The sequence below is a fragment of the Cellvibrio fibrivorans genome (assembly GCF_031457055.1).
Lineage (GTDB): Bacteria > Pseudomonadota > Gammaproteobacteria > Pseudomonadales > Cellvibrionaceae > Cellvibrio > Cellvibrio fibrivorans.
Genome location: NZ_JAVDVX010000001.1, coordinates 1,051,580 through 1,077,528, shown reverse-complemented (window position 1 = coordinate 1,077,528; position 25,949 = coordinate 1,051,580). Strand labels below are relative to the sequence as shown.

Below are 25,949 nucleotides of genomic sequence, written 5' to 3'. Positions count from 1 at the left end.
GGAATTCCTTTTTGGCCTTTTGATTTTTAAATCCTATCCGATAGGATTAATTACATACTACCCCACCGCCGCCAGTGCCCTGGCTATTGCAGGTGCTGGTGGTGATACAGTTTCTGTTGTTCTCCCAGCCCCAACCACTCGCTGTAGCGGTGCAGATTGGGTACCGAGTGCCCCACCAGTTGCATTGGCAGGCGCCGCCGGTGGCAATACTGCTGCTGGCGCGACTGCTGGATGCGGGTGTGCTGCTGCGGCTACTGCTGCTGACCGCCGGAGTACTACTGCGGCTGCTGCTTGAAACAGCAGGCGTACTGCTTGCTGTACCGCCAGATGGTGCCACTGCACGACCGGTACTCGCATCAATGCGGCCCGGGCACAAGCCTTTAGCGCGCAGGCTGGAGGCGATTTGGGCGATAGCCGCATTGGTGTTGGTGTAGCTGCCGTCGTGCATCAATATTACCTGACCATTTTGCAGGCGATTTGCCGCGCTAGCGATTGCAGACGCGGTGGCGCCGTTCCAGTCTTGTGAGTCCACATCCCAGGTAATTACCCGCAAACCCAATGCCTGGGCAGCTTGTTGAATGGTGGAATTGACCGTGCCGTAGGGCGGACGGAACAAGGTTGGTTTGGGCGCACCCGCATTTTGAATCGCCTGATTGGCGCGGTTCAGCTCATCGTAAATCTGCTGGTAACTCATGCTGCCCATCTGCGGATGGCTGTAGCTGTGGTTATGTACTTCGCCGACACTTAACTGCTGCGCCATGAAGTTAGCATTAGCGACAACATTATTGCCCTGATTGAACCAGGTAACCGGAGTCAGGTTGTTTTGCTTCAGCAGGTTAACCAAAGTGGGAGTATTGGCGGTAGGACCGTCGTCGAAGGTAATGCCCACATAGCCAGAACAGTTGTTCGCGCTGCTACTGGAGCCAGCACCACCGCCGGAACTGCTGGTGCCACCACCAGTGCTGCCACCGGAACAGCTGCCACTGAAGCAGTCGTAGGTGAAACCAAAACCTATCACGCCGTTGCAATGCATCAACTCGGAATTGCCGCCACCACCACATGAACCGTTAGCGTAATAACCCGTGTTGTAGGTCATATCCTCCGCCTGACGGGTTTCGCCGTTGACGCGGATATAGTCCACCACTACGTCGCGGCTGCCGCCGTCATTATCAAACTGCACCTGGATATCGCCCGCAGCCGTGCCGGCATAAGTCAGATCCTGGAAGCTGGTGGTCAGGTCCCAACTGGCTACCGTAGCGCCACCAATACGCAAGTTAATGTGCTCGCCGCCCGCCACACCGCGCGCGCGAACGGTAACGCCGCCGCTAACGCTGGGAGTTGAGCTAGCCACTGAACTGCTCGAAACCGCCGGAGTAGAGCTGGCCGGTGTACTACTGGTAGTAACGGTGCCTTGGCTTACGGTGATATCCGAACTGCCGCGGCTTTGATAGCCCTCGGTCGCCAACACCTGATAATCGTGATTACCCAGTGCCAGACCTTTGCTCGCCCAAAAGTTTGCGTGATTGGCAAAGGTAATGGTGCCGGAGATTGCACCAAAGCCCTTCTTGGGATTACGCACACTGAAGTATTGATAGAAGGTCTGGGTACCATCAATCGATGGTTGTTGGGTACGCAAGCAGCGACGCACATTGTAAGTCGCGCCATCGCTTTGGAAGCTGCCGTAGTCGGTACCACCCGAGCAGGAGGCCGGGTTGTACGAACCGTAACTTTCAATCACGTAATATTCAATCAGTGGGCTTCTGGTCCAGCCATAAAACGCAAGATACGAGTTTTGGCTGTTATCGACCCCAAAATTGCCTGAATAGCTGATAACTCTGGTGCTATTGCCAGGATTCCAGCCCTTACCACCCACCCAGTTGTTGGTACTGTTGGTCCACTGCGAGGTATAGCGGCCAGCGGCCTGCAGGCCCATAGAAGCATCGCCGGAATCCTTCCAGAAAGTATAGTAAAAACCGTTATTGGTTCCCGTTGAGTTTGCCGTCAGGGTTTGTGCGCTGGCGCTAGTCGCATACAAGGCTGCTGCGCAAGTCAGTGCCGTAGCGACACTCTTGCCGATTGTCGTTAATTTCATTATTAATCTCCGATACGCCTCTCAACCTATACCACCGATAAAGGAGGAGGGCTGTTGGAAGGCTTCTCCTGTTCATTGCGAACAGGCGTTCTTTCCGGGCGCCATACTGCTTGTGATTATTGTGTAAATTGGCGCGGTGATTCCGAAGTGCACGGTATACATCTGCTTTTTGATATTGTCAAATAAACCATATGCATATTGTCGATGTAACCATTTACAATTTTATTTTTAAAATTTTTCGTTTAAGGCGATATTTTTTAATTATTTTTTGCATTGAATCTTGCACAAATTTGAAGAGGGATAAGTATGAAAAGACGTTTACCTGTAAACAGAAAATAAACCAAACGCGCTGACAAACAGTAGTGCACTACCGATCACCCGATAAAAAATCACCGGATCAGCACTCACCAGTCGTGCGTGAAATTTCAAACCAAAATAGTGGCCAATGGCTGTCGCGGGTAACAACCACACATGCGCTTGCAACTGCAGATCCACCCCGGCAATTAAAAACGCCACCATCTTGATACTCACCAAAATAAACCAGAGGACAAACAGGGTATCGCGCAATTTTTCACGCGCGACATGCACCATATACACTGTCATAATTAGCGGCGCACCAATCAATGAGGTGCCACTAATGTAAGCGCCGAGCGACAAAAAAATACCATCGCTCACCGGATGCGAACTCTTAAAAGGTTTGTTCAAAATATAGGTGATGGAATACACCGAGATAATCACAAAAATAATCGCACTCATAATGTTCGCCGGAATCGTCAACAGACCGGCCACACCAATCAGCTTGGGGATAATCATTATCTTCAGGGATTTTTTCAGATAAACCCAATCCACTGTCGATGACTTTTTTTCATCCGTCGCTGCGCGTTTACGATTGTTTTGCCACACCGTAAGCGTCGAAAAAATTAATAGATGCACTGCAATAATCGGCAAATACACCAGCGGGCGATTATCCACCAATAACAACAACGGCAACGCCATCATCGCCCCACCAAACCCCAAACCGGTGCGAACAAAACCACTCCAGACGAAGATCAATAAGACGAGGATGAGTTGGGAGAGGGAAAGATCGGTCATGGGAGAAATCCAATCGTTAACGGCGAGACCAACTTAAGCTGAACCCTAGTTCAAATTAAAAGGCGTTTATCAAACGGATACTGTCTAGCACTAATAATTTCTGCATTGGCAGCAGCGACATGACGTGGATTAAACAGATAGTTGAAGCTGTGCGGCACTACCGCGCTGGGCACGCGCAATAACAGCGAGCTGCTGCCCGTTAACCATTCATCGCCAATCGCGCGAGTGAGTTCGCGATCATCTTGCCAATCGTCGGGCAGGGCGTTTTTGTGCAGATGAGACATGCCGGTACGCTGGTTGTAATCCACTTCCAACAATTGATAACTCGCGGGGATTTCACTGAGATCCAACTCAAAATGCACCAACACTTCCAACATCGCCAGTGCCGGGCTTTCCGATAAATAGACAATAGGAATGCCGCGATTATGCCAGCGGCCCGACGCTTTCAGGCCACCTTTTCCCTGTAGATCGGGATAGTTACTGATTCTCCATAACTTCATGGGTGGCGATTACCTTAAAACAGCCGATAAGACCGAAACAGCGTTTATCAGAAGTAGCCTTCATCTAATTGGATAAGGGTTTCTTCAACCAAACTCGCACCCGGCTCGGTTTTTATCAGCTCCATGGCTGACAAACCATCAAATACCTTGCGCGGTTTGTTTAGCCACGCCATGGCTTTGTCTGCGCCTAATACCTCTTGTGCCAAAGCCGAAATTTTTGCCGCTCGCAACCAGCGCTCGGTTTCATCGGTCGTCAGTTTTTGGCCTTTTTCACGGCGATGGGTGAGCGTGCGCAGCGGAATGATCCAATCCAGGTCGCGCCGGTTAAACCCCTGATCGACGAGCAAATCTACCGCCGAGGTGACAATACCCTCGCGGCTGACTCGCACGACATCCAACGGGGTCTTAAGACCAATATGGAGAATGGAACCCACCCGCGCCATTACGCGGGCAGATACGCCTTTATTGGCTTTTTCAGGAGTAAATTCGCTGTGTTGCATAAAGCCCTCAACCAATAAACGGCAATTTGCCTAATTGTATATGGCAAATTGCCGATTTACCAGTTATCAGCCTATTCGACCGTCACCGACTTGGCCAGGTTTCTCGGCTGATCCACATCTGTACCCTTGATAATCGCCACGTAGTAACTCAGCAACTGTAACGGCAAGGTGTAGAGAATCGGTGCCAACCAGGGGTGAATATGAGGGACGTTGATGACGCGCATGGTTGCGTCCGATTCGAATTTTGCATCTTCATCGGCAAAGACATACAAGATGCCGCCGCGCGCACGCACTTCTTCTACGTTGGATTTTAATTTTTCCAACAAGTCGTTATTGGGTGCAACAACGATGATCGGCATGTGCGCATCAATCAATGCCAATGGGCCGTGTTTTAATTCACCGGCGGCATAGGCTTCAGCGTGGATGTAGGAAATTTCTTTTAATTTCAGCGCGCCTTCCATTGCGATGGGATATTGATCACCGCGGCCTAAAAAGAGTGCGTGGTGTTTATCGGCAAATTCTTCAGCGAGCGCTTCGATTTTTGGTGCGAGTGCTAATGACTCTTCCAATTTTGCCGGAAGGTTTTTTAACGCACTGACCATTTCTTTTTGTTGTTCAGTTGAAAGGCCGTTGTATTTTCCAATCGCTAATACCAGCATCGCCAAACCAACCAATTGCGTGGTGAACGCTTTGGTGGATGCAACACCAATTTCGGCACCGGCGCGGGTCATAAATGCTAAATCTGATTCGCGCACCAATGATGAGCCGGCCACGTTGCAAATACTCAAGCTGCCTAAATAACCTAGTTCTTTTGCTAAACGCAGCGCCGCAAGCGTGTCGGCAGTTTCACCGGACTGGCTGATAGTGACTACCATGCTGTTAGGTTGTACGAAGGATTTGCGGTAGCGGAATTCGCTGGCAATTTCGACGTTGCAGGAAATGCCGGAAAAGGTTTCCAGCCAGTAGCGCGCAACCATTGCGGAGTGGTAGCTGGTGCCGCAAGCGACGATTTGGATGTGTTTTACTTTTTTGAATAAATCAGTGGCGCCATTGCCGAAGGTTTCGTCCATCACTGATTCATTACTCAAACGACCTTCCAGCGTATTCAGTACCGCGTTAGGTTGTTCGTAAATTTCCTTGAGCATGAAATGACGGTATTGGCCTTTGTCGCCCGCATCGTAACTCGCGGTAGATTCGTGAATCTGGCGCTCAACGGCTTGGCCATCTTTATCAAAAATGCTAATTGTCGTGCGGGTAATTTCGGCTACATCGCCTTCTTCCAAAAAGATAAAGCGGCGTGTTACTGGCAAAAGCGCTAACTGATCAGACGCGATAAAATTTTCGCCGATGCCCAAGCCAATCACTAGCGGGCTACCAGAACGCGCAACCACTAAACGCGATGCATCGTTTTTGTCCATCAACACCGTGCCATAAGCGCCGTGCAATTGTTTTACGGTTTTTTGCACAGCCGCTAACAAACTATCGGTAGTTTTTAATTCTTTTTGCACCAAATGCGCGATTACTTCAGTGTCGGTATCGGAAGTAAATACGTAACCCTCTTCTTGCAACAAACGGCGCAAATTTGCGTGGTTTTCAATAATACCGTTGTGTACTACTGCGATATGCTCTTTGGAAATATGCGGATGCGCATTGCGCTCGCTCGGCTCGCCATGGGTTGCCCAACGTGTATGCGCAATGCCCGTTCCTCCGGGTGTTGGCTCCGCTTTGACTGCATCGGATAGTTCCTTTACTTTTCCCAAGCGACGTACACGTTGTAATTCGCCGCTGCTGTTTACCACTGCCACACCGGCAGAGTCATACCCACGATATTCAAGGCGGCGTAGTCCTTCCACCAGAATATCCACCACATCACGTTGCGCTACTGCGCCGACAATTCCACACATAATTAACTCCTTGAGCTTTAGTAGTAGTAACAATTTATTTCTTGTAAAAAATTTTGTTTTTGTAAATCCTGGTCTTAACGCTTTTATAAATAGTTATGCGGATGCGCAAATCACTTGCACACCCTGTTGTTCAATTTTCTGTTTATCTTTTGCATCAATGCCATCATCAGTGACGAGCACTTTTATCGCCGACCAGGGTAATTCCAGGTTGTGAATTTTGCGGCCGATCTTGTCGGACTCGGCCATCACGATCACTTCGCGTGCAACGTCCGCCATTACACGGCTGAGACTATAAAGTTCGTTGAAGGTGGTGGTGCCGCGCTCTAAATCCAAACCATCCGCGCCGATAAAAAATTGGTCGAAGTTGTAGGAGCGCAGGATCTGCTCGGCGAGTTGGCCTTGAAAGCCTTCAGATTTCGGGTCCCAGGTACCGCCGGTCATCAAAATCGTGGGTTCGTTTTCCAGCTCGCGCAGGGCGTTGGCGATGCTGAGGGAGTTAGTCATTACCACCAGCCCCTGCTTGTGCGATAACTCTGGAAGTAGCGCCGAGGTGGTGGAGCTGCCGCTGTCGAGGATGATGCGGTTGTGGTCGCGGATCAGTTGCGCGGCGGCCTTGGCGATGGATTGCTTACGAACCGAAACTTTTTCGATTGGATCGCTCATCAACTCTTGGGGAACTGGAACCGCGCCACCGTAACGACGCAAGAGCAAACCATTGGACTCCAATGCGGCCAAATCCTTACGAATAGTGACTTCTGAAGTAGAAAATTGCTCGGCGAGGGTCTCGACACTGACTTCGCCACTGGCATTTAACAGATCTATAATCGCTCGGCGGCGCTGTTGGGTGTTTCGTTTGGTCATTATTGAATCGCCAATAAGTTTCGTTATGAAAGTTATTGTAGCCTTTCGAAACTTATTGGCAAGGTTTATTTGGTTAAAAAAGCAACTTGGCGCTAGAAGAACAGGCGTGCCAAGGGCATGCCCACCTGCCCAAAATCCCAGAATTCTTCGACATTGGCGTTGATCATGACGGCAACCACCATATTTCGCTGCGGAATTACCATCAGCCAACTTTGGCTACCACGCGAAACACCGCCGTGATTGGCATTTTTGATGATCCCTTTGCCATCGTCATACTCTGCCCAACGCCATCCGAGCGCATACTTTTGCGGATTGATTGAGCCATCTGATAATGATTGGGGTTGCCAGAAAAGCGCGCGGGTTTTCGGTGCGATAAAGTCATCATTCAGCCAGGCTGATCCCAGCTTGGCCATATCGGAAGGTGTGGAGATGAATCCCCCGCCCGCGAGCCTATGGCTTAAATCGACCGTTTGCCACACGCGAAATGCGGAGTGTTTGCCATCTCTATTCCAGTAGAAGGTCGCCAGAGAATTGGGTTGCGAAAGCTCGTATTCAGCGCCGGTGGAATCCATGCCCAGCGGCGTAAAAATATGGTGACGCATGGCGCTAAGAAACGGCTCTCGCACAACAGCCTCAAGCACCACACTCTGCAATACCGTGTTGAAACTGGTGTAGTGAAATTGGCTGCCCGGCGTAAATAGCAGCGCTGTATCATCAAACACTTCCAACGATTCACGCACGGATGTGTAGCGTTTATCGAGCTTGAATAAATAATACATTCCCCACAGATCGCCATAGTTATCCAAATAATCCGGTAAGCCGCTGGAGTGGGATGCCAGTTGCCGCGGTGTAATTTTATTCCAGTGCGGATTGGGCAGATTAGGAGCGTAATGTGCGATGGGTTTATCCAATTCGATTTTTCCATCTTGAAACAATTTGGCTAGTAGCGTTGCCGTCACTGCTTTAGACGTGCTGCCAATCCGGAATTGTGTTCTATCGGTTGCAGGTATTTGTTGTTCGATATTTTCCCAACCCACTGCACCCGTCCAAACGATTTTTCCATCCACCGCGACTGCGGCGGAGATTGCGGGTGCGTGAATTTCTTCCCGATGTTGCGCCAATAATTGCAACGCGGCGGTGGCTTGCGGATGAGCAGAAAATGCCGTTGTTTGAGGATAAGCATCCGGTGCCGCTATATCGGCTGGGAACCACATAGGCACCTTGCCTTCATAGGCAAGGAATTGGTAAATCGGGGCGGCAAACCAAATAAATGCCATCGCACCGGCGAGCAGGCTGATTTTTTTGTAGGAAATATTGCGCATTGTTTTTCACCATCGTGTGTTTATCAAAAACACGCACTTTGGTGAAAGATTTGGAAATTGGCTTAGCAAAATCAAAAAAAGCTGATCAATTTTAAAATTGACCAGCAATATTCAATATTATTCAGGTGAATTCGACTGTTGCGCTGTAGTTCGATAAACCGTCGGCGTAGTGCCCACAATGTCTTTAAACGCTCGATTAAAAGAGGCGATGGAACCGAAACCTATATCCAGCGCAATCGTGAGTACCGGTAATGACGTTTCCACCAAGCGTTTGCTCGCCGCCTCGATTCGGTAGTGATTCAGGAACGCGTTGAAGTTGGTGTAACCAAGCGATTGGTTGATCAATTTACGCAAATGGTGATCTGGACATTCCAATTGTTCGGCTAATTTGCTGATGGTGAGATCGGGTTGTAAGTAACCTTCATCCTCAATAAAGCTATGCAATTTTTTAGCGAGCGCATTTTCTTGAGGGATTAAACGTGAGTAGCGCGGTGCCTCCGGTATTGGATCTGATATGAATACTGATTCTGGTTTTATCGATAACTCATGAAAAAATATCAGCCCAGCCGTCACACTGGTTCCAATTAAACAAATAGATGCGTTCATCAGCATAAAAATCTGGTGGCGATTTAACCGGGTATTGCTGAGTTCGACCAGATCCAACATCAGAAAAAATAATCCCACCAGCAGCACAAACCAGAAGCGCGCGACACGCCGCTGTTCCACCAAGTCATTGCGCCAGGTCAGCATCACGCTCGCCAGGAGATGCACAATAAACACCAACGCGATGACATGGCTAGCCATTTGAAGATAGCCACCACCGCCACGAATCAAGAAAACATAAATATAAAAACAGGCCAACAGCACCAAGGCTGCTTTTCCAAAAATTGGCCAGCGCTGTAAATTGAATTCGTCATCAAACAATTGTTTGCCATACAACCATAAAAAAACCGGCATGGTGTGGGTAAACATCAACAGAATGCTGCGAATAAATCCCTGTGGGCGCGGTGAGTAAGGCGCGGTCAGCAATAAATACGCAGCAACACCCAACGCCAACATCAACGGAATAATCTGCGCGCGAAAAGTAGATTGTGAGCGATAGGGTTTATAAAAAAGATACGCGACCAATAGCAGCAACTGACCTATACAGGCGTAGCGGATAAAAAAATCAATATGGGAGATAACACTGGTTTCTATCACATCAGCCCTGACTAAAGAATCAAAATACCGGGCGGTGATTATGCGGGGAGTTGGAGGGCATTGGTATGCCCTCCGTAAACTGACGGGAGATTAATTAATTCACAAACTTGGACAACAAGCGGATATAAGCGACCTGATAGTCGTTATGGTTCTCGGTGATCTGCCACGAATTGAGCGGCCAGCTTGTATTAAAGTCCAGATAGGCTTTCATCGCCGGTTGGCCTTTGGGTGGATTGGGCGCGGCAGCGCCACAACCGGCATTCGGGCTACCCGAAGTGCAATTGCCGTCCCAATCGTAAGAAGGGTTGGGACCGCCCACTAAAAACCCTGGCGCCGGACCGTAGGTAGAGCTTCCAACACGATCCCAGAGCGCACTGCCATTGGTAAACCAGGAGTGGTAGAACTCGTTGACGGAGCGGTGCACACCGAGGCTGTACATATTGGACAGGTAGACCATGCCTTGCGGGTTAACACCGTGGATGTAGTTGAGGTAAGCCACTGTAGCGTTGCGCACTTCGGCGGTATCTGTGCCGCTGATGTTGTAATCGATCAGGTTGTTAAACGTCAGCCCCTTGCGCGAAATAGTGCGGTTGCTGCCCCAGGTGAAGTTGCTGGTGCCGATATAGGCGCGATAGGGATCTTCGCCATTACGCACCGCAGGCCAATTGTGATTGGCGTTGAACGCCGACTGGTATTGGCTTTTCAGGGTGTTGGCGATAGCGCTCGTGGCGTCCGGTAAATTGGCGTAATAGAGCCAGGCCGTTAACTCTGGCTCGCCCCAGACATCTACCCAATTGGTCGCGTTATTGGCATTGGCATCGACATGGTCGCGATAGGTTGAAGCGCCGGTCGCTGCAAATAGGTAGATCGCAGCGGTGGTTTTTTTCGTTGCACGCCCGGCATCATCAACTTCCTGCTGGCCAGCCCCCAAGCCCGCCGATGTGCCTTCGTTATTGCGGAAGGTGATATTGGGGTTGGCCACTGACCAAACCCAGGCTTTTTCGGCGCGGGATTTCAGATCAGCAGCGTAAGTATTCAGCTCAGGGTTATCCAAACTAGCCAGGATTTTACTGCCGAGCGCAAATGCACCCGCGCTAGTCAGTGTTGCTGAGGTGCTGGCCGGGCCGTAATAGCTGGGGCCGGTCGCTGCAGACGGCGGGCTGGCATGAGCAAGGCCGAGAATGGACAACACAGAACCATCGGCATTCTGCATTTTCTTCAGCCAATCAAAACCCCATTTGATCTCGTCGATAATATCGGGGATGCCATTGCCAGATTCGGGGATGTTGTAGTCATCTGTCCACACCGTCGGGTTTTCCGCATAGGCGTGGAGCAGGGCGACCAGATAATAGGCGTGCCAATTGGTGTACTTATTGTAATCGCCCGCGTCATACCAACCGCCGGATAAATCTTTTTCCGTTGCGGCGTTATTTTTGTCACTAAACAGGCGCGCGTTTTTATCTTGCCCCGCACCTATGTGGCTTGCGCCATCCGTCCAACCCGTTTCGGCAAACGGCGCTTGTTTGGCAAAACCGGCGCGCTGGTAAAAGAAGCTGCGCATGGCGTGTTTCAGCACGGGTTTATAAATATCAGCCCCGATTTTAAAGCCGGGTGAGCGCACATTTTTTTCCACATCCACCACCGCGAACGTGCCTGGAGTAGTGACGCTGGAGAAGTCGAACCACCAGGCTCTATCGCCGGCGGCTTCAAAGGTTGCACCGGATTTCCAACTCACCGCGCTGCCACTGAGCACCACCGTGTTGGTATCCAGATTGATTAGTTGGTAAGTCGCACCGGGAGTAAAGCTGAGCGCCGCGTCGTAACCAGTTTGCGGATCGCGAACTACCGCGACTTTCTTCGCATCAGGCAGATAGCCAAACTGATCTACCACAATAAAGGCACTAATCGTTGGCGCTCCGCTGGCGACAGAACTGGCGGCAACCGATGCAATTGAACTGGCAACCGGAGTTGATGAAGCAGCAAGGGAAGAAGCTCCCATCGACGATGGCGCCACACTACTGGCAGGAGCTGCTGAGGAAGCCGCTTTGGATGCTGGCGTTGATCCGCCACCCCCTCCACCTCCTCCACCGCAGGCCGTTATTAATCCACTCAGGGTAACCGTCAGAAGTAGTTTGGACGTATTCATAAATCGCTCTTATTAATTATCTGATTTAATTAGCGATACTACCGCTTAGGCGGTTTCTATACATCATTTTCTTGTTATCTTTTTAGATCTTTACCTTTGTACCACGCTGGTCGATTGAGTTTTCACCCATAAAAAACCCAGCGCAAGGCTGGGCTTTTGACTAACTGATCTAAATTATTATTTTTTTCTGATTAGCGAACACTTCAGCATCACAGCAAACAATCCTGCTAAAAGGAGCAACAATGACGATGATTCCGGGACAGGTACTTGACCCCCATTAATCGTGAACTTGTATGTTTCTCCGTGGTAGAGACCGTTAAGTCCAATAAGGATTTCATTGTTAGTGAAATCGAGGATATTAACGTTATCCACACCTATCAGCTCTCTGACATCACAAGAGAAACCCGTAGATACACATGAATAGCCTGTTAGCGCGAGGCTCTGAACGGGAACACCCCAATCCAGATCAGTAAAACTAAACTTCAATACGCTATAGACGCTATCGCTCATACGAACATTTGCCCAGTCTGATGAGCCCATGATGTTCAGTACTAGCGAGTCGCTGTCAAAATCCACGTTGAAATTCCAGATAGAATTAAATACGTCGGTGTAAGTTCCCGTAAACTCGGTATTGCTATCAACAACTGCGTTTGATGAAAATTGTTGATCAATATTTCCACCAAAATCATTTTGGATTTCTCCGTTTATGGTGTCGCTGATCAGGCTGGCATGAGCCGATAGAGATACGCAAAAACTCAACGCTATTAACGAAATCAATTTTTTCATTAGTAATAATCCTTAGTTTTCAGTTATTTAAAAATGCCACTTCATCATGTCCTGTGGCGCCTCATACTATACCCGGTTGCCCTCTGATCGACTATCGCACGACAGCCTTTTTCCCCAACAGGTACGGTAGAAATTACATTATGCTCGTCACTTTCTATTCCACATTCGCCACAATAAATTCCAGAATCTGTTTTGCCGTGGTGACATTATCCAGCTCGGTGTAAAGCGAACCATCCCTACCGGAATGATGTCCATGGCCGACCAGGTTAAATAGATGCTGTCCCGGTTTTTGTGAATCAATAATCGATTCATAAATCAGCGAAGGCTGGCCTGATGAACCTGTACCAGAATAAATTGCATCATCAGGAAAACGGGTCTTGCTGTAGAAGTCGTTAAAATCATAGGTGCGATTAACCTCAACCATTAATTTGTAGCGCCCCATACGCGGTGCAGACATAGTGACTTGATAATCCACTTTCGGCGTAGCGGCGGCGATGCCGTCCAAATCCGAATTGTGTTGATCAGGGGTGTAAAGTCCGTCAACCGATTTAATGCCACGTTTATGGCTCCAGTAGGGCAAGGCCTCCGGACGGCGCACTACATCAATCGCCGGATCTTTTGAGCGGTAACTGGAATCGGACGTTTTGCCAGTGATGTACAGCGTATCGATATATTTGCCTTCCAGCGTTTCCATCCACACCACAATTTGCGGCGTGCTGGTGTAAGTCAAACTCAAAAATAGCTCTTGAGGTGCAGAGTGATACTCGCGGCCTGCTTTAAAAAACACATGCAATTTTGGCGCAGCGGGATCAGCACTTAAATCGATGAGTGTGTATTCGCGTTTATCCTGCTCAGCGGATTTTTTCAGGTTGTAACCAAAGGTCGCAACCGATGAGACCGGCGGCAAATTAAAAATCAGCCCCATCACCAGCGGGACTATGCCCGCAATCGCCAAACCCATCGACCATTTTCCCGGACGTTTTTGCATATGATTTTTGTAAGTTTTTGCATTGTGTTTAATGTGCAACACAATGCAAACCAGAAATAGCACCGCGCCCCAGATATGCAGTGAGCCGACAAAATAATTGTAAGGTGTTGCGTACAAAAGCACGCCAGTAATCAGCAATACGGCAAAGGCAACGGATAAGGTAATGGTGGAAATAGTGCGTAAGTTCATAATATCTTCCAGCTGGATTTTTCAATGTAATTTGTGCGATGACAATCAATTAGGACTGGAAACGTCTAACTAAAAAGCCAATCACGCTGATTAACAATCCGACAATTGCCCAGAGGTAGGCCAGTATAAAAATGGCAAATTTAATTACTGCAAAACTGGAGTAGGGATACACCAACCAATCAGCAAAACCTTGTGCATCGGCGATAAAAAAGAACGAAACCAGATTTTCCACCGCATCAAACAATGCAGCTGTCGGCGCGATAAATACCATCACACACGCCAAATCCTTTAGCCATTTCACATTCGGCAAGCTGCGGTAGACCGCTGTCATCAGCGCAAAAAACGACACAAATACCGTCACCATAAACAGATAATCTGCCATCTGTACCCAAAAATAATCCTCCAGTGTTCCCTTGCTAATGAGCACTGCGTAATAACCTTTGAGTTCTTCCGCATTAAAGGTGGTTTGGCCAATATAAAAAGGGACAGGAAATTGGCTATCAACATAAAGCCCGTCCAACCACACCTGAGTTAACTGACGGATGACAACCAACACTATGGCAATACACCACCATTGCAGTGGCGTTAACGATTGAGCAAGTCTTGTAGCGAAATGGGTAAGGGTATTGAACATGATGAATACCGTTTAATTTTTATGTGGCTGTGGACTGACCGGGAGGCATTACTCCCGGTATGTAATGAATCACCAATCGATGCAGTAGTAGAGGTTTACGCGTTTAATGTTTGTTGCTGCAATTGCTGGCGCAGTTGCATCAATTCGCTATCAAAGGTCTTGCGGATTTCCTGCCGCAAGGATTCAGGCAGTGGTGATGCGGGAACTTGCTGAAGTGATTGTGGTTGGCTGTATGAAAATGTCATGAAGCCGAATTTTTTGGTTTTGGCCCATTCAGCAAATGACTGTTTGAATTGCGCCAGTTCTTCCGGCGTTAAGAGCGCGGCTAATTCCGTTTCTTTTTGCGCAAGAAATTCCGGAATTTTGTCGCTTTGGTTGGTGAAGTAGAGCTTGGGTACTTCGCGATATGAGTCGAGGATAGCCGACATTTTTTCGGCACGTTCGGCATCCAGATTTAACTCAGCAACAAAACGCTGATGGCCAGCCGTCCAATCATTCTTGCTATTCCAGTTAGCCTCGCCGCTCCAATCTTTTGCAACAACAAACGATGCACAGGCGATACTGCCAACAATCAATCCAGTGATAATTAACTTTTTCATAATATTGTTCCTCTGTGGTTGTGGTCTACAGGTGCCAATGTAGGCCTCAAATGAGGAAGCAAAATGTGTGAATTGTGAATGAATTGTGTCTTTTGCGCGGGTAGGGCGGTGCGCTGGTTTGCTCGGCTAGGGCGCTTCGTATTTGTAACCGGCACCGTAGACTGAGCGGATCAACTCAACCTGATCATTGGCATCGTTGAGCTTTTTGCGCAATTTTTTGATGTGCCCATCTACTGTCCTGTCACCCACGATGCGGTAGTCCTGATAGATATTGTCGAGGATATACTGGCGGGAAAATATTCTGCCGGGTTGGGAATAGAGCAGGGAAAATAATTGAAATTCCACGTTGGTCAATTCAACAACTTGATTGAAAACTCGCAGGCTCATGCTCTGCTCATCAACAACAACCGGCGCTGAAACAACAGAATGTTGTGGTGTGTGAAGGCTGCGGCGCAACACTGCCTTAACGCGCGCGACCACTTCACGCGCGCTAAAAGGTTTGCACACATAATCGTCCGCACCCAACTCAAGCCCCAATAACCGGTCAATTTCTTCTACTTTGGCAGTCATCATAATAATTGGCACCGCCGAGTGTTGGCGCTGGTGCTTACAAATTTCCAAACCATCCATACCGGGCAACATCAAATCCAACAAAATTAATGCAGGTTCATTTTGCTGCAACCAGCGATGCGCTTCATCGCCGCGATTAAATACAATTGTTTGGAAGTTGCTGGCGTTCAGATACTCCACCATCAATTTTGCCAAATCAACTTCATCTTCAACCAAACAAATCAATGGTGATGTTTGCATCTTTACATCCTTAATAAACGCGATGGATATTTATTGTTGGGCTTTGGGTAACTCGATGCAAATTTGCAATCCACCAAATGCCGAAGTACCCGCCCTAATATTGCCTTGATGTGCATTGACGATATTTTTACAAATCGCCAAGCCCAAGCCCGCGCCGCCCGTTGCGCGACTGCGTGAATTTTCCAACCGGAAAAGTCGCTCAAAAATTTTGTCATATTGCTCAGGTGCCACGCCGGGCGCACTGTCATCAATAGTGATGAAAACTTTCGTATCGCTGGTGCTGATGCCCACTTGAATCTCACCACCCGCATCAGTGTAGCGTATGGAGTTTTCCAACAAGTTGCTGAATAACTGTTGCAGTCGGTCGCTATCAGCGACTATTGAGTAGTCTTGAGTTGCATCGATATTGTCTTTTAACGTTAAATCCGCCGCTTCCGCTTTCACTTGAAAATGTTGAACGCAGGTTTTGACCAAAGGTGCGAGAGAAACAGTTTTTTTGTTGTAGCTAAGTGCCCCCACGTCAGACAATGACAGTTCAAATAAATCATCGATCAAATTGCTCAACCCTAGAATTTTTTCATAGAGCAATGCAAGGTTTTCATAATTAGCGGGTCGAATTCCATCCTGCATCGCTTCTATTTGCACTTTGAGCACAGAAAGCGGTGTGCGCATTTCATGGGAAATATCGGCAACCCAAAGTGCACGCGATTGTTGGTTTGCCGCCAGCGCTTCACTGAGCTGATTAAAACTATTGCAGAGTTGGCCGATTTCATCTTGGCTAGTAACCGGAATTGTTTGCGAATAATCGCCAGACGCCAATGCATGGGCCTTTTGAGCGAGGGTAGTCAACGGCTGGCTGATTCGTCGCGCGAGTAGGGTTGCAACAATCGTCGCAATCACCAACACAAATAAACTGATAATGCTGAAGATTTTAAACTGGTGCTGGATAAAATTTTGGTCTTGCTGCCTACTCACAACAGTGGGTTTTACAAAGCCGATAAAACCAACCAGCTGGTTTGCATTGGTCACTGGAATCCAATCCAATGTTTGGTTGGGTTTGTTAACACCCAGCAATAATTTTTTATCCGCGTCATGCAAACTGATACTACTGACAAACTCGCGATAATAGGCACGCGGAGCGCTCGCTTCAGCCTCTGGTGTTGCCGGAAGGCCTTCAAACAGGGACTCGCTTTCAGCAAAAATTATGTCTTTTAACTCAAGCCAACGCGATGGATTGGTTTCAAGTGCATGGAATGAATTGTCTTCGCGATACACATTAGCCAGGGCACTGCGTAATATTTCCAAGCGCTGCACAGATTGTTTTGATGTGTAATCCAGGAAACCCTGGCGCAAGCTGTTATGCAATAAAAGATAGAGCGCCAACACGCACAGCGTTATGGTGCCGACAAAAGCCAACCAGAGTTTGGTGCTTACATTCATGCGCATAAAACGCTCCTTAAATATTAGGCAGGTTCCATAAAAAACGAGGCGCTTGGCCTCGTTTTACACTTTATCTACTTCACACTTTATTTTTTTGTCGGACGCTCCCACCCTTGGATATTGCGCTGCTTGCTGCGCGCAATCGCCAGCTCTGCAGTTTCAACATCTTTGGTGATAATTGACCCTGCACCTACGGTGGCGCCCACCCCAATTTTAACCGGTGCAACCAATGCCGAGTTGGAGCCGATAAAGGCGTTATCGCCAATTTCAGTTTTGAATTTATTTACGCCGTCGTAGTTACAGGTAATAGTTCCCGCACCGACATTCACTTTGCTACCGATAGTGGCATCGCCGATATAACTCAGGTGATTCACTTTGCTGCCCTTGGCAATCACAGCTTTTTTGGTTTCGACAAAGTTGCCAATCTTTACGTCATCAGCGAGATTTGTACCGGGACGCAGGCGCGCATAGGGGCCAATATCGCAATGCTCAGCGAGCACTGAATCTTCAATATGACTAAACGCTTTGATATGGGAATTATTACCAATTTTGCTATTGATGATGATGCTGTTAGGTTCAATGACAACACCATCACCAAGCACGACATCACCTTCAAATACACAATTCACATCGATAACCACATCTCGGCCTGCGGTTAGGTTGCCGCGAATATCGATGCGCGAAGGATCGAGTAAAGTCACACCTGCTACCATCAACTCATTGGCTTTTTGTTTTTGATAAAAGCGCTCAAGTGCCGCCTGTTGTTGACGATTATTTATTCCTTCTACTTCTTCAACTGCATTGGGTTGTTCAACATGGATCGCGATGCCATCGGCTTTCGCCATAGCAATAATATCGGTCAGGTAAAATTCGCCCTGGGCATTATTGTTTTTTAATTGCGGTAACCATTTTTGTAAATGCACTGCTTTGACGGCCATGATACCGGTATTAATTTCAGCAATTTTTTTCTGTTCATCGTTTGCATCTTTGTGTTCAACAATCGCAATCACTGCACCGGAATTATCGCGCACAATTCGACCGTAGCCGGTTGGGTCTTGCATATTCACGGTGAGCAAACCCATTTGGGTTTCATTCACACCGGCGATAAGTTTTTGAAGGGTTTCGGCGCGGGTGAGCGGCACATCGCCGTAGAGGATTAATACGGTTGCATCATTTCTAAGTTGGGGCAGGGCTTGTTGTACCGCGTGGCCAGTGCCGCGTTGCTGCGCTTGCAGGACAAATTTCACATCGGGCGCGGCCATTTTTTCTTCGACCTTTTCAGCGCCATGACCAACGATAATCAGGATCTGTTCTCCACCCACTTGCCGCGCCGTATCGACCACATGTTGCACCAGAGCTTTGCCGCCAATTGGGTGCAAAACTTTGGGTAAGTCGGAACGCATGCGGGTGCCTTTGCCAGCGGCGAGAACGAGGATGTCGAGCATGATAGAGTCCTTTGGAGTTTCGAAGAGGAGTGGTGTTCAGCTTATCGATTGTTAGCACTAAGGTAATTGCTGCATTTTAACGATTTAAGTCACTATTGAAATGGCAATGTCTCGTTAAAACAAAAAGCGCATCCAATAAAAAAGGCGACTCGAAAGTCGCCTTTTTCAGGTTCAACACTAACCGCTTACTTACCTGCTTTGCGTTTAATCGCTTGCAGGGTTCGCAATTGGGCAGCAGCTTCTGCCAATTGGGCGGCAGCGCGTTGGAAATCAATCTCGCTGGATTGCTCCGACAGCTGTTGTTGCGCCAGTTGCTGTGCTTCTAATGCCGCAGCTTCATCCATATCGTCGGCACGCAAGGCAGTATCTGCCAATACAGTGACGTGATAAGGCTGAACTTCAAGGAAACCACCAGAAACGAAATAAATTTCTTCGGTGCCGCCTTGTTTGATAAGACGCACAGGACCTGGCTTGATACCGGTCAGCAATGGCGCGTGACCATAGGCAATACCTACTTCACCCAGGCTACCGGTGGTAATTACCATCTCCACCAAGCCGGAGAAAATTTCACGCTCAGCACTGACGATATCGCATTGAATAGTCATGGCCATACTTGTGTCTCTTCACTGAAATAACGCTGCCCTGCAACAGGACAGCAGACAACCCCCGCGGTTTAACACGGGGGTTGGCGATTACTTGAGTTTGGCAGCTTTTTCGACCGCTTCGTCGATAGTACCTACCATGTAGAAAGCTTGTTCTGGCAAGTGATCGTAATCACCGGCCAACAAGCCTTTGAAACCGCGAATGGTTTCTTTCAGTGGAACGTATTTGCCCGGTGAACCGGTAAATACTTCAGCTACATGGAAAGGTTGTGACAGGAAACGCTCGATTTTACGCGCACGGGATACGGTTTGTTTGTCTTCTTCTGACAATTCATCCATACCCAAAATCGCGATGATATCTTTCAACTCTTTGTAACGTTGCAGTACGGTTTGTACACCGCGCGCTACTTCGTAGTGATCGTTACCAATGATCATTGGGTCCAACTGACGTGAAGTTGAATCCAGTGGATCGATCGCCGGGTAAATACCTTTTGCAGCGATATCACGGCTCAGTACTACAGTTGAGTCCAAGTGCGCAAAGGTGGTTGCTGGCGATGGGTCGGTCAAGTCATCCGCTGGTACGTATACGGCTTGAACAGAGGTAATAGAGCCAATCTTGGTAGAAGTAATACGCTCTTGCAGAACGCCCATTTCTTCCGCCAGAGTCGGTTGGTAACCTACTGCTGAAGGCATACGACCCAGCAGTGCAGATACTTCAGTACCAGCCAGGGTATAACGGTAGATGTTGTCTACGAAGAAAAGAACGTCTTTACCTTCGTCACGGAATTTCTCCGCCATGGTCAGACCAGTCAAAGCAACGCGCAGACGGTTCCCCGGCGGCTCGTTCATTTGGCCGTATACCATCGCAACTTTATCGACTACGTTGGATTCTTTCATTTCGTGGTAGAAGTCGTTCCCTTCACGGGTACGCTCACCTACACCGGCAAACACCGACAAACCGCTGTGTTCTTTAGCGATGTTGTTGATGAGTTCCATCATGTTTACGGTTTTGCCTACGCCCGCACCGCCGAACAAACCGACTTTACCGCCTTTAGCAAAGGGGCAAACCAGGTCGATTACTTTGATACCGGTTTCGAGCAAATCGTCTGACGCTGACAGCTCTTCGTACTTGGGCGCAGCGCGGTGAATCTGCATACGCTCTTGTTCGCCGATTGGACCAGCTTCGTCAATTGGATTGCCCAACACATCCATAATACGACCCAGGGTTTCTTTGCCCACAGGTACACGGATTGGTTGGTTGGTGTTGGTCACAACCAGGCCGCGACGCAAACCTTCGGAAGAGCCCAAGGCAATAGTGCGCACAACACCGTCGCCCAATTGCTGTTGAACTTCGAGGGTCAGGTTGCCATCGGTGATGACCAGTGCATCATAAACTTTAGGCACTGCATCGCGTGGGAATTCCACATCGATAACCGCGCCGATAATCTGAACGATACGTCCGCTACTCATTTCCGGTTCCTCTTTGTTCCAGAAATCTCAGATCCCTTTTATTAAATATAAGGGAGCTGAAAGATTAAACACAAAAACAGTTTGGCTTGCTGCGCACGGATGGGAGCAGGGTATCAAGATACCGCTGCTGCACCGCCGACGATTTCTGACAGCTCTTGCGTAATGGCTGACTGACGCGCTTTGTTGTAAATCAGTTTCAAACTATCAATCAATTCACCGGCGTTGTCGGTTGCGCTTTTCATCGCAATCATACGCGCTGCCTGCTCACAAGCCGCGTTTTCAACTACCGCTTGATAGACTTGCGATTCAATGAAGCGAGTCAACAAACCTTTCAACAGGAACTCAGCATCCGGCTCGTAGATATAATCCCAGTGATGTTTCAACTTGGTATTTTCTTCGGCCACCAGAGGCAACAACTGGCGAACTTTCGGCGCTTGCGTCATGGTGTTAACAAAATCGTTGCTCACCATAAACAGTTTATCGATCTTGCCTTCTTCAAATGCATCGAGCATAACTTTCACACTGCCGATAAGATCAGCAACCACAGGGGCTTCGCCGATATCGCGTGTGGAAGCAACTACATTGCCACCGAAACTTTTGAAAAACTGGGCCGCTTTTGCACCCACCAGACACAGATCAATGGCAATGCCCTTGTCGTTCCAGGATTTCATATCTCTAATCGCTGCTTTAAACAGATTAGTGTTTAAACCACCGCAGAGACCGCGATCACTGGATACCAGAACATAACCAACGCGCTTCACTTCGCGCTCTTTCATAAAACGGTGTTTGTACTCGGGGCTGGAGTTAGCCAAGTGCCCGACTACTTCGCGGATGCGATTGGCGTAAGGTTTGCCCAATTGCATACGGTCTTGCGCACGACGCATTTTACTTGCAGCGACCATTTCCATCGCGCTGGTAATTTTCTGCGTGCTTTTGACGCTCGAAATTTGCGTCCGGATTTCTTTAGTGCTTGCCATACTCTCGAACTCAGGTTAACGGCCTAAGACGCTTGAGGTCATAAAAGCCAATGAATCACCGGCTTTTATTGACCGCCAAATTACCAGGTGCGGCTTGCTTTCAGCTTGGTGATCAGCTCTTTGAACTTGCCTTCCAATTCGCCATTCCAATCGCCAGTGGCATCTATGTGAGCCATAGTGTCTGCGATTTCTGATTTTGCGAAAGAGAGCAGGGCAGCTTCAAAATCCAGCACCTTGTTAACGGCGATATCTTTCAGATGACCTTCGTTAGCAGCAAACAAGACCAGCGCCATTTGCGAAACACTGAATGGAGCAAATTGCTTTTGCTTCATCAATTCGGTAACACGTTGACCGTGTTCCAACTGTGATTTGGTCGCTTCGTCCAAATCGGAAGCAAACTGCGAAAACGCAGCCAGTTCGCGGTATTGCGCCAGTGCGGTACGGATACCACCAGAGAGCTTTTTAACCACTTTAGTTTGTGCAGCACCACCTACGCGCGATACCGAAATACCGGCGTTCATCGCAGGACGAATACCTGAGTTGAACATGGACGATTCTAGGAAGATCTGTCCATCGGTAATAGAAATCACGTTAGTTGGAACGAATGCAGACACGTCACCTGCTTGGGTTTCAATGATTGGCAGCGCGGTCAAAGAACCGGTTTTACCTTTCACTTCACCCTTGGTGAATTTCTCAACATAAGCTTCGCTTACACGAGAAGCGCGCTCAAGCAGACGGGAGTGGAGATAGAATACGTCGCCAGGATAAGCTTCACGGCCCGGTGGACGACGCAGCAACAGAGAAATTTGACGGTAAGCCCAAGCTTGCTTGGTCAAGTCGTCATAAATAATCAGTGCATCTTGACCACGGTCGCGGAAGTATTCACCCATGGTGCAACCGGTGAAGGCTGCAAGGAATTGCATAGCAGCTGGATCAGAAGCAGTCGCTGCGATCACAACGGTGTGATCCATAGCGCCGTGCTCTTCGAGCTTGCGTACAACGCTTGCTACAGAAGATGCTTTCTGGCCGATAGCAACATAAATACATTTAATGCCAGAACCTTTTTGGTTGATGATCGCATCAACCGCAATGGCGGTTTTACCGATTTGACGGTCGCCGATGATCAGCTCACGCTGGCCGCGGCCGATAGGTACCATCGCATCAATGGCTTTCAAACCAATTTGTACTGGCTGGTCAACCGACTTACGCCAAATTACGCCGGGCGCAATTTTTTCGATCGCGTCGGTCATTTTGGTGTTGAGTGGACCCTTGCCGTCAATCGGGTTACCCAATGCGTCGAGTACACGACCCAATACTTCCGGACCAACAGGAACTTCCAGAATACGGCCAGTACACTTACATTTTTGGCCTTCGGCCACACCGCGGTAATCGCCGAGAATTACTGCACCTACAGAGTCGCGCTCCAGGTTCAGTGCCATCCCGTAGATGCCGCCTTCAAATTCAATCATCTCACCGTACATAACATCGGCGAGACCGTGAATACGAATAATACCGTCTGTTACGGAAACGACAGTACCTTCGTTTTGTGCTTCTGTTGAAAACTCAAGGCCAGCGATGCGCTGCTTGATAATTTCACTGATTTCAGAAGGATTCAGTTGCTGCATGCTCTGTTCCTCGACCCTAACATTAGGATTTCATTGCTTCGGCGAGCTTCGCCAAGCGACCACGTACTGAACCGTCAATCACCATGTCGCCGGTGTGGATAACAACACCACCCAGCAGGCTCTTATCAACCGAGCCTTGAACACTGACTTTACGATCCAACTTGGCGCTCAGTGCTTGAGCCAATTTGTTTATCAAGTCAACCGGCAACTCATAAGCTGCGGTCACCTCAACATCGATGGTTTTTTCTTGCTGGGCTTTCATTCTGGCGAAAAGCTCTTTCACAAACGGAAGAAGCGCCAGACGTTTATTGCTCGCAAGGGTGCGGATGAAATTCTGTTGATTTTCATCCATCTTCTCACCACAAACTTGTACAAAGATGGAAGCTTTCTGTGCGGCAGACAGACCAGATACGCCCAAGGCTTTTTTCACCTGATCTTGTTCTGCTACAGCGGCTGAAACTTCCAGAGCTTCAAACCATGACTGCAACTTGTTTGCAGCCAAGGCGAATTCAAATGCTGCTTTGGCATAAGGTCTAGCCAAGGTGGTCAGTTCAGCCATATCTACCTCTCTTAGAGCTCGGCAGCGAGTTTGTTTACCAACTCGTTGTGAGCATTTTGATCGATAGAAGATTCGAGAATCTTTTCTGCACCAGCCAATGCCAGGGTTACCACTTTGCTGCGCAGTTCTTCGCGCGCACGGCTGGTAGCCTGTTCAATTTCAGCTTGGGCAGAGGCTTTCAGACGATCACCTTCCAAACGGGCTTTCTCTTTTGCTTCTTCAACAATTTCGATAGCGCGCTTGTTGGCTTGATCGATAATGATGGCCGCTTCTTTCTTTGCAGATGTCAGTTGCTCAACCACTTTCTGTTTGGCCAATTCGAGATCTTTTTCAGCTTTATCCGCAGCCTGGAGACCATCAGCGATACGCTTGGTACGCTCAGCCATTGCCGCAACAATGGGTGGCCATACAAAACGATGTGTCAGATAAATAAAGATGACAAATGCCACCATCTGACCGATAAAAGTTGCGTTCAGGTTCACGTTTAGATGCCTTTGTTAGAGGGATTAATCGCTAACGCGACTACTTAAAATTAGGCGCCTGTAGCAAACAGGATGTACATGCCGATACCAACACCAATCATTGGAACCGCATCGACCAGACCCATAACAACGAAGAATTGGGTACGCAACATTGGGATCAATTCTGGTTGACGAGCGCCGCCTTCCAAAAATTTACCACCAAGAATACCTACACCAATCGCAGCACCTACAGCACCTAAACCAATTACCAGTGCACCTGCCAGATAAATCAAAGCTTGAGCTTCAGTCACAGTGTTTTCTCCTACTTAAGTTGATAAAAATAAAAAACGAAAAACAAAAACTTAAAAAAACAAACTAAAAAACTTAATGCTGCTCATCGGTTTGGTAAGACAAACTCATATAAACAATTGTCAGCACCATGAAAATCAACGCTTGAAGATAGATGATCAAAATATGGAAGAGTGCCCATACTATCTGGATCAAACCAGCAACACCTGCGAACAAATATCCAGCGCCGTACAAAATCGCAATCAGGATAAAGATAATTTCACCAGCGTAGAGATTACCGAACAGACGCAAGCCGAGCGATACCGGCTTGGCAAACAAACCAGGCAGTTCAAGCACCAGATTTACTGGAATAAACAAGGTTTGCACAATGGGATTACTGCTGCTGAAAGGGTGTAAGGTAAATTCTTTAATAAATCCTATTACACCTTTTTGGGTAATGCTGTACCACAGGATCAGAATGAAAACACAAGATGCCATACCCAGCGTGATGTTAGGATCAGTTGAGGGAACGACTTTAAAGAACACCGCGTGAGGATCAGCGCCAAGTGAAACACCAACTAATTTAGCAATTTCTGGCAGAAGATCGATGGCAATCAAATCCATCGCATTCATGAAAAATACCCATACAAAAATCGTTAGCGCCATAGGCCCAATCATTTTGTTTTTGTAAGGGAACATACTCTTTACATTGCTATCAACAAACTCGATAGCGAATTCAACTGCGTTTTGTGCACCGGTGGGTACATCGGAGGTTACTTTCTTAGCAACGCTGCGGAAAATAAAGAAAAACAGCGCACCTAAAAATAACGACCAACCCATGGTATCTACGTTAACAGCCCAAAAGCCCATTTGTGCGGCTTCGTCGCTATTATGCGCAAATCCCCAAGTACCATCCGGCAATTTGCCATAGGTGAGGTTGGTAAGGTGGTGCTTGATATACTCTGAAGATGTTAGAGCTTCTGCGTGTTCAGCGGATGACATCGTTAAATCCCAAATGACCAAAGTTGAAATCGGTTCACACTAGTGGCGCCCATCGGAGCTGCGGACTAGCGGATATAGCCAGGCAATTACCTGAACCATCACATAAGCCAGAATCATGGTTGCGGCGTAAGCGGCTTCTTTAAGAAGCCCAATTTGCTTAAAGGCCAGCAAAAACATCAAGGCTGTGATTACAAATTTTCCAAGCTCACCAGTGTAAAAAGCGGCGAGTATCTTTTGGGGTGGCGCGCCCAATTGGGGACGAAACGCCACAAGTGCCAGCCACAAATTGGCTGTCACACAAATAATTCCACCGGCAAACAACGAAATTGCGATCTGCTTATTGATCGCAAGACCCAAGGCACTGATTACCAAGGTTACCAATAGCTGGATTGCCACTGTCTGGAGAGCAAAGTCACGCCCTTTGAGATAACGCGACATTCTGGATTCCGCCCTCATT

At 48.2% G+C, this 25,949-nt stretch carries 25 protein-coding genes; all 25 read right to left on the bottom strand.

Annotated elements, in window-relative coordinates; genetic code table 11:
- Positions 1-46 precede the first annotated feature (46 nt).
- Positions 47-2,092 (bottom strand): glycoside hydrolase family 11 protein, encoded by a 2,046-nt coding sequence (locus tag J2X05_RS04570; RefSeq protein WP_310069230.1) that lies wholly within the window; start codon positions 2,090-2,092, stop codon positions 47-49.
- A 318-nt stretch (positions 2,093-2,410) separates the two neighbouring features.
- Complete coding sequence (locus tag J2X05_RS04565) at positions 2,411-3,184, bottom strand: TSUP family transporter (RefSeq protein WP_310069228.1); 774 nt, start codon at positions 3,182-3,184, stop codon at positions 2,411-2,413.
- A 50-nt stretch (positions 3,185-3,234) separates the two neighbouring features.
- The gene (locus tag J2X05_RS04560; RefSeq protein ID WP_310069224.1) at positions 3,235-3,684 is read right to left on the bottom strand and encodes an RES family NAD+ phosphorylase; all 450 of its coding nucleotides are present in this window, start codon (positions 3,682-3,684) and stop codon (positions 3,235-3,237) included.
- A 47-nt stretch (positions 3,685-3,731) separates the two neighbouring features.
- Positions 3,732-4,184 (bottom strand): Xre family toxin-antitoxin system antitoxin, encoded by a 453-nt coding sequence (locus J2X05_RS04555; protein ID WP_310069221.1) that lies wholly within the window; start codon positions 4,182-4,184, stop codon positions 3,732-3,734.
- A 71-nt stretch (positions 4,185-4,255) separates the two neighbouring features.
- The gene (gene glmS / locus J2X05_RS04550; protein ID WP_310069220.1) at positions 4,256-6,088 is read right to left on the bottom strand and encodes a glutamine--fructose-6-phosphate transaminase (isomerizing); all 1,833 of its coding nucleotides are present in this window, start codon (positions 6,086-6,088) and stop codon (positions 4,256-4,258) included.
- A 93-nt stretch (positions 6,089-6,181) separates the two neighbouring features.
- Positions 6,182-6,949 (bottom strand): DeoR/GlpR family DNA-binding transcription regulator, encoded by a 768-nt coding sequence (locus J2X05_RS04545; protein WP_310069219.1) that lies wholly within the window; start codon positions 6,947-6,949, stop codon positions 6,182-6,184.
- 92 nt (positions 6,950-7,041) lie between these two features.
- Positions 7,042-8,271: a serine hydrolase domain-containing protein gene (locus J2X05_RS04540; protein ID WP_310069217.1), complete on the bottom strand. Its 1,230-nt coding sequence runs from the start codon at positions 8,269-8,271 to the stop codon at positions 7,042-7,044.
- Between the two features lie 117 nt (positions 8,272-8,388).
- Positions 8,389-9,471: a helix-turn-helix domain-containing protein gene (locus tag J2X05_RS04535; RefSeq protein ID WP_310069215.1), complete on the bottom strand. Its 1,083-nt coding sequence runs from the start codon at positions 9,469-9,471 to the stop codon at positions 8,389-8,391.
- Positions 9,472-9,565: 94 nt separating this feature from the next.
- Positions 9,566-11,617 carry a glycoside hydrolase family 9 protein gene (locus J2X05_RS04530; protein ID WP_310069213.1) on the bottom strand — a complete coding sequence of 684 codons (2,052 nt, stop codon included), beginning with the start codon at positions 11,615-11,617 and terminating at the stop codon, positions 9,566-9,568.
- A 177-nt stretch (positions 11,618-11,794) separates the two neighbouring features.
- The gene (locus J2X05_RS04525) at positions 11,795-12,403 is read right to left on the bottom strand and encodes a PEP-CTERM sorting domain-containing protein (RefSeq protein WP_310069212.1); all 609 of its coding nucleotides are present in this window, start codon (positions 12,401-12,403) and stop codon (positions 11,795-11,797) included.
- Between the two features lie 154 nt (positions 12,404-12,557).
- Complete coding sequence (locus tag J2X05_RS04520; RefSeq protein ID WP_310069210.1) at positions 12,558-13,580, bottom strand: DUF4405 domain-containing protein; 1,023 nt, start codon at positions 13,578-13,580, stop codon at positions 12,558-12,560.
- Between the two features lie 49 nt (positions 13,581-13,629).
- Positions 13,630-14,214: a hypothetical protein gene (locus tag J2X05_RS04515; RefSeq protein ID WP_310069207.1), complete on the bottom strand. Its 585-nt coding sequence runs from the start codon at positions 14,212-14,214 to the stop codon at positions 13,630-13,632.
- A 95-nt stretch (positions 14,215-14,309) separates the two neighbouring features.
- Entirely contained in the window at positions 14,310-14,813 is a 504-nt protein-coding gene (locus tag J2X05_RS04510; protein WP_310069204.1) for a hypothetical protein, read from the bottom strand.
- A 126-nt stretch (positions 14,814-14,939) separates the two neighbouring features.
- Positions 14,940-15,623 carry a response regulator gene (locus J2X05_RS04505; RefSeq protein WP_310069201.1) on the bottom strand — a complete coding sequence of 228 codons (684 nt, stop codon included), beginning with the start codon at positions 15,621-15,623 and terminating at the stop codon, positions 14,940-14,942.
- Positions 15,624-15,653: 30 nt separating this feature from the next.
- Complete coding sequence (locus tag J2X05_RS04500; RefSeq protein WP_310069198.1) at positions 15,654-17,069, bottom strand: ATP-binding protein; 1,416 nt, start codon at positions 17,067-17,069, stop codon at positions 15,654-15,656.
- Between the two features lie 80 nt (positions 17,070-17,149).
- Positions 17,150-18,508: a bifunctional UDP-N-acetylglucosamine diphosphorylase/glucosamine-1-phosphate N-acetyltransferase GlmU gene (glmU, locus tag J2X05_RS04495; RefSeq protein WP_310069196.1), complete on the bottom strand. Its 1,359-nt coding sequence runs from the start codon at positions 18,506-18,508 to the stop codon at positions 17,150-17,152.
- A 185-nt stretch (positions 18,509-18,693) separates the two neighbouring features.
- The gene (locus tag J2X05_RS04490) at positions 18,694-19,119 is read right to left on the bottom strand and encodes a F0F1 ATP synthase subunit epsilon (RefSeq protein WP_310069193.1); all 426 of its coding nucleotides are present in this window, start codon (positions 19,117-19,119) and stop codon (positions 18,694-18,696) included.
- Positions 19,120-19,200: 81 nt separating this feature from the next.
- On the bottom strand, positions 19,201-20,580 hold the full coding sequence (gene atpD, locus J2X05_RS04485) for a F0F1 ATP synthase subunit beta (RefSeq protein ID WP_310069190.1): 1,380 nt from the start codon (positions 20,578-20,580) through the stop codon (positions 19,201-19,203).
- A 113-nt stretch (positions 20,581-20,693) separates the two neighbouring features.
- The gene (gene atpG / locus J2X05_RS04480; RefSeq protein ID WP_310069188.1) at positions 20,694-21,557 is read right to left on the bottom strand and encodes a F0F1 ATP synthase subunit gamma; all 864 of its coding nucleotides are present in this window, start codon (positions 21,555-21,557) and stop codon (positions 20,694-20,696) included.
- An 80-nt stretch (positions 21,558-21,637) separates the two neighbouring features.
- The gene (gene atpA, locus J2X05_RS04475; RefSeq protein WP_310069185.1) at positions 21,638-23,182 is read right to left on the bottom strand and encodes a F0F1 ATP synthase subunit alpha; all 1,545 of its coding nucleotides are present in this window, start codon (positions 23,180-23,182) and stop codon (positions 21,638-21,640) included.
- Between the two features lie 22 nt (positions 23,183-23,204).
- Positions 23,205-23,741, bottom strand: a complete 537-nt coding sequence (locus J2X05_RS04470) for a F0F1 ATP synthase subunit delta (protein WP_310069182.1) — start codon at positions 23,739-23,741, stop codon at positions 23,205-23,207.
- An 11-nt stretch (positions 23,742-23,752) separates the two neighbouring features.
- On the bottom strand, positions 23,753-24,223 hold the full coding sequence (locus tag J2X05_RS04465; RefSeq protein WP_310069180.1) for a F0F1 ATP synthase subunit B: 471 nt from the start codon (positions 24,221-24,223) through the stop codon (positions 23,753-23,755).
- 50 nt (positions 24,224-24,273) lie between these two features.
- Positions 24,274-24,513, bottom strand: a complete 240-nt coding sequence (gene atpE, locus J2X05_RS04460) for a F0F1 ATP synthase subunit C (protein ID WP_039916140.1) — start codon at positions 24,511-24,513, stop codon at positions 24,274-24,276.
- A 73-nt stretch (positions 24,514-24,586) separates the two neighbouring features.
- Positions 24,587-25,492 (bottom strand): F0F1 ATP synthase subunit A, encoded by a 906-nt coding sequence (atpB, locus tag J2X05_RS04455; protein ID WP_310069169.1) that lies wholly within the window; start codon positions 25,490-25,492, stop codon positions 24,587-24,589.
- 39 nt (positions 25,493-25,531) lie between these two features.
- On the bottom strand, positions 25,532-25,930 hold the full coding sequence (locus tag J2X05_RS04450; RefSeq protein ID WP_310069167.1) for an ATP synthase subunit I: 399 nt from the start codon (positions 25,928-25,930) through the stop codon (positions 25,532-25,534).
- Positions 25,931-25,949: the final 19 nt, after the last annotated feature.